At 61.3% G+C, this 4,622-nt stretch carries 4 protein-coding genes; all 4 read left to right on the forward strand.

The window, feature by feature from the left end; all coding sequences use genetic code 11:
• Positions 1–69 precede the first annotated feature (69 nt).
• Positions 70–897 (forward strand): enoyl-CoA hydratase/isomerase family protein, encoded by an 828-nt coding sequence (locus JNL55_RS02670; RefSeq protein ID WP_293848908.1) that lies wholly within the window; start codon positions 70–72, stop codon positions 895–897.
• A 14-nt stretch (positions 898–911) separates the two neighbouring features.
• Entirely contained in the window at positions 912–1,889 is a 978-nt protein-coding gene (locus JNL55_RS02675) for an NAD(P)H-dependent flavin oxidoreductase (protein ID WP_415922987.1), read from the forward strand.
• Positions 1,890–1,985: 96 nt separating this feature from the next.
• Complete coding sequence (locus JNL55_RS02680) at positions 1,986–4,220, forward strand: TonB-dependent receptor (protein ID WP_293848913.1); 2,235 nt, start codon at positions 1,986–1,988, stop codon at positions 4,218–4,220.
• Between the two features lie 74 nt (positions 4,221–4,294).
• On the forward strand, positions 4,295–4,622 hold a 328-nt coding region (locus JNL55_RS02685; protein WP_293848915.1), incomplete at its 3' end, for an RsbRD N-terminal domain-containing protein.

A 4,622-nucleotide genomic window follows, 5' to 3' on the forward strand; every position in this document is an offset into this window, starting at 1 on the left:
TGCAACTGGCGCTGGGCGGCGGCTTGGAAGCGGGATATGCGCGCGTGGCCGATGTGAGGGAATAACAGTATGTCGAATAGTCCCGGTCTATATGAGCGTGGCACGCCGCTGAGTTTCAAGATCGAGGCTGGCATCGCCTTGCTCACGCTCAACTATCCGGCCAACGGCAACGCGTTGAGCCCGACGATGTTGCTGGCGTTGGAGCAGGCCTGGCAGCGGGTCGAGGCGGATCCTGAGGTGCGTGTCGCGATCATCACGGGTGCCGGCGAGCGTCACTTTTGTACGGGTGCCGATGTGTCGGCGCTCGAAGTGGGGCAGGGTGGGTTGCTCGATATTTCTTATGCGGAAGCCAATCGTTTCTCACCGCGTATGTGTGCTGTGACCAAGCCCGTCATCTGTGCGGTCAATGGGCTGGTGAATGGCGGTGGGCTGCACTTCGTCGCCGATAGCGACATCGTCATCGCGTGCGAGACGGCGCAGTTCATGGACACGCACGTCAGTGTCGGCCAAGTCTCAGCACTCGAGTCAGTGGGAGTGGTGCGTCGTGCAGGGGTGGGCGCGGCATTGCTGATGGCGCTGGCGGGCGCTTCGTATCGCATGCCGGCGTCACGGGCCTACATGGTCGGGTTGGTGGATTTGCTGGAGCCCACTGCCGCAGATGTATTGAGTCGCGCGTTCGAGCTGGCTCGGAACATGTGCAAGAACTCGCCGCAAGCGATGGCGTTGTCCAAGCGCGCGATTTGGGGCGCGACGGAGCTTCCCGATCCGGCGGCGGCGGAGCAGGGGTGGGGATTGCTCAAGTCACAATGGCGGCATGTCGATTTCGTTGAAGGGCCGAAGGCGTTTCTCGAGAAGCGAGCGCCGCAGTGGAATCCGGACCCGAACGCCAAGCGCTGACTCACCGACACCCGATGACCATCACCACTGCATTCACCACGCTGCTCGGCATCGAGCATCCCATCGTTCAAGGCGGCATGCAGTGGGTGGGGCGGGCCGAGTTGGCGGCTGCTGTCTCCAACGCCGGTGCGCTGGGCATTCTCACTGCGTTGACGCAACCGACGCCGGAAGCACTCGTCAAAGAAATCCAGCGTTGCCGCGACCTGACCGACAAGCCCTTCGGCGTGAATCTGACGATTCTGCCGACCATGACGCCGCCGCCGTACGCCGAGTATCGGCGCGCCATCATCGAGAGCGGCATCAAGATCGTCGAGACGGCAGGCGGTAAGCCTCGGGAACATGTCGATGATTTCAAAGCCCATGGCGTGAAGGTGATTCACAAATGCACCTCGGTCCGTCACGCGATTTCCGCTGAGCGCATCGGCGTCGATGTAATTTCCATCGATGGTTTCGAATGCGCCGGACATCCCGGCGAAGATGATGTGTCGGGGCTGGTGCTGATTCCCGCGACGGTCGACAAAGTGAATATTCCCGTGATTGCCTCGGGTGGTTTTGCCGATGGCCGCGGATTGGCCGCAGCACTCGCGTTGGGCGCCCAAGGCATCAATATGGGCACGCGATTCTGTGCGACTCGCGAGGCACCCATTCACGACAACATCAAACAGTTCCTGGTCGCCAACGACGAGCGTGGCACCAATCTCATCTTTCGTAATCTGCACAACACGGCGCGCGTCGGCAAAAACAGTGTGTCCGATGAAGTCGTGCGGCGTTTGAGTTTGGCGGACGCTACGTTCGCGGATGTCGCGCCCTTGGTTCGTGGCGCACGGGGTCGTGAGGCGCTGGAGACCGGCAACTTGGATGCCGGCCTGATCTGGGCCGGGCAGTCGCAAGGTTTGATTCAAGACGTACCGAGTGTGGCGGAATTGGTCACTCGCCTCATGCAGCAGGCTCGTTCCATCCTTGAGCGCGATCTGCGCGCGTTGCTGCGTTGAGGCTGTCGCGTCAAGTCAAGCCAATGTCGTAGCCGTGACTCAGGAGCGGGACTACCGTTTGACTCACGAGACGTGTAGAGCTTGGGGGATAACGACATGGAAAAAATCATAGCCACGGCCGCCCGTACTTTTGTGGCCGTCCTCAGTACTTACAGCATGGCCACGCAGGCCCAAGTGGCCGCCACGGGTGAAAACACCGAGCGTGTGGTGCCGGAAGAAGTCGTGGTCACGGCGCAACGGCGCGCCGAAGACATCCAACGAGTGCCGATCTCGGTCGCGGCTTACAGCCCGCAACTGTTGAAACGGCTCGAAATCAAATCCACTGATCAGTTGCAGTTCGCCACGCCTGGTTTCGTGAACACGCAGACCGCCGGTGACGGTATCGCCGCTGTGTATATCCGCGGCGTGGGCACGGGCTATTCGGGCCCGGGCCTGGAAGGCAGCGTGGCGTTCTACGTCGATGATGTCTATTTGCAAACACAGACCTCATCCGCGCAGGAGACCATCGACATCGCACAGATCCAGGTGCTGAAGGGACCGCAGGGCACACTGTATGGTCGTAACGCCACGGGTGGCGCGGTGCTGGTGACCACCAACGATCCCAAGCTCGATCGCACCGAGGGCTACATCAAGGTCGGTTACGGCAACTTGAACTGGATGCGCGAAGAGTCGGTGTTGAACACGCCGATCAGTTCGACGTTGGCCAATCGGTTCGTGCAGTTCTATCAATATCGCGACGGCTATGTTCGCAACAGCGCCTTCCCGGATCAGCGGGAGAGCGGGGTGGGCGCCGGTGACACCTGGGGTGTTCGTGACAAGCTGCTGTGGCAGCCCACCGATGCTTTTAAAGCGGTGTTGACGGGTGAGTACAGCCGGCGCGCAGGCTACGGCTCCATCCACAGTCTGCGATACAACGGCGACGGCACACCGACCAATCTCGGGTTCTATGAGACGCGGCAATCGCGGAATCGCGAAGGCGGCGGCGGTGAAGATTCCGATGCGTTGCTGGCCTCGTTGCGCACGGAATATTCCTGGTCGACCTGGACGCTCTCCAATACGCTCGCTTACCGGCGGGCGCGATCGTTCGGCTGCACCGACAACGACGGTGTGCCGGAAGAGCAGCTCTATTTCTGTTTGGTGTCCCGACGCTATAGCCCGAATCCCGGCACCACCGATGGCAAGGCAGATCGCACCATCACCAACGAGTTTCGCATCGTGTCGGAAACCGGCGGTCCGCTCGATGTGACGGCGGGTGCGTTCTTCGAGCGCAATCACGCGCGTTTCGCTGGGCGTATCGGCGGATCGTTCTTCGGCCCGCTGACCCCGACCTTCGACAATCGTGATGACCTGACGGCGTACTCGGTGTTCGTGGACGCTTATTACAAGCTCACGTCCAACCTGAAGCTGACGGCTGGCGTTCGCTACACCGACGAAGAAAAGGAACATCGTCTGTGGCTCGATGCCGATGCGGTGGCCTTGATGGGCGGCGGCGTTCCCACCACGGGACGGGATACGGCCAGCTTCAACAACTTCTCGCCGCGAGTGGTGCTGTCTTACGACGCCGATGCAGTCAGCTACTACGCGAGCTTCAATCGCGGCTTCAAGAGCGGCGGCTTCAATAGTCCGTCATTGTCCATCGATCCGTTGCTGAAGCCGGAGACCATCACTGCGTTCGAGGTCGGCGCCAAATATCGCTCCGCAGGGGGCGCGCTGAACTTGAACACGGCGGTGTTCCACTACGATTGGAAGAATCAGCAAGTCGCCTTCATCACCGGCGGCGGCGCCGGCATCCTGCAACAGAACGCGGCCAAGGCCGAGATCTACGGTGCCGAAGTGACGGCGGACTATTCGCCCAGCGCGGCGTGGCATCTCAACGCCGGCGCGGCGTATACCCACGCGCGCTACTCCAGTTTTCCGAATGCAGCCGTCTACGATTTGATCGGTGGCTTCTTGACCGCCAACGCCGCCGACCTGAAAGACGAGCGTCTGCCGCAGGCACCGGATATCACCGGCAATCTGAATCTGACTCGCGAGTTCGATTTGCCGGGCGGCTATAGCGGCAGCGTGACCGCCGGCGCTCGCTACACGTCCACCTATGACTTCACCGCCGGCGGCGGCGGTGAGCTAGCGGCTAGCCGGCAGCGCCCCTTCACGCTGGTCAACCTGAGCGGCAAGTTCTACTGGCCCAACCAGAAGCTGGAGCTGGGCTGGTTCGTGACGAACTTGCTGGATCGTGAGTACTACTCGCTGATCTCGACCGGCAACCCCGGCGTCTACATGACGCCCGCCGAGCCGCGCGTGTACGGCGCGACGTTGCAGTACTCGTTCTGATTCCAACCGTTTGCTGGCGTGAAGCAAAGCGGCGTCCCGTCGGAACATATGCAGGAGGCGAGCGTCATTCATAAATGACGCTCGCTGACTTCATTAGAAAGGACCTGGATGGAATTCTAGACGAGTGGGTAGCTTTCGCCGGCTCCATCCCGGTGGCGTCGGCGCTCAGCCGCAAGGCATTGCGGAACGATGCCCAGGCGATCTTGTTGCGTATTGCCGCGGATATGGAATACGAGCAGAGCGATGCGATGCGGGCGGCAAAGTCGCGGGGTACTGAGGACACACAACAGGATGGGCTGGACTCCGCCGCTCAATCGCATGCGGGCGCGCGTCTGTTGGAGGGCTTTACCCTGCCCGACATGGTTTCTGAGTATCGCGCGCTGCGCGCCAGCGTAGTCCAAC

The organism is Steroidobacter sp., from assembly GCF_016790065.1.
Lineage (GTDB): Bacteria > Pseudomonadota > Gammaproteobacteria > Steroidobacterales > Steroidobacteraceae > Steroidobacter.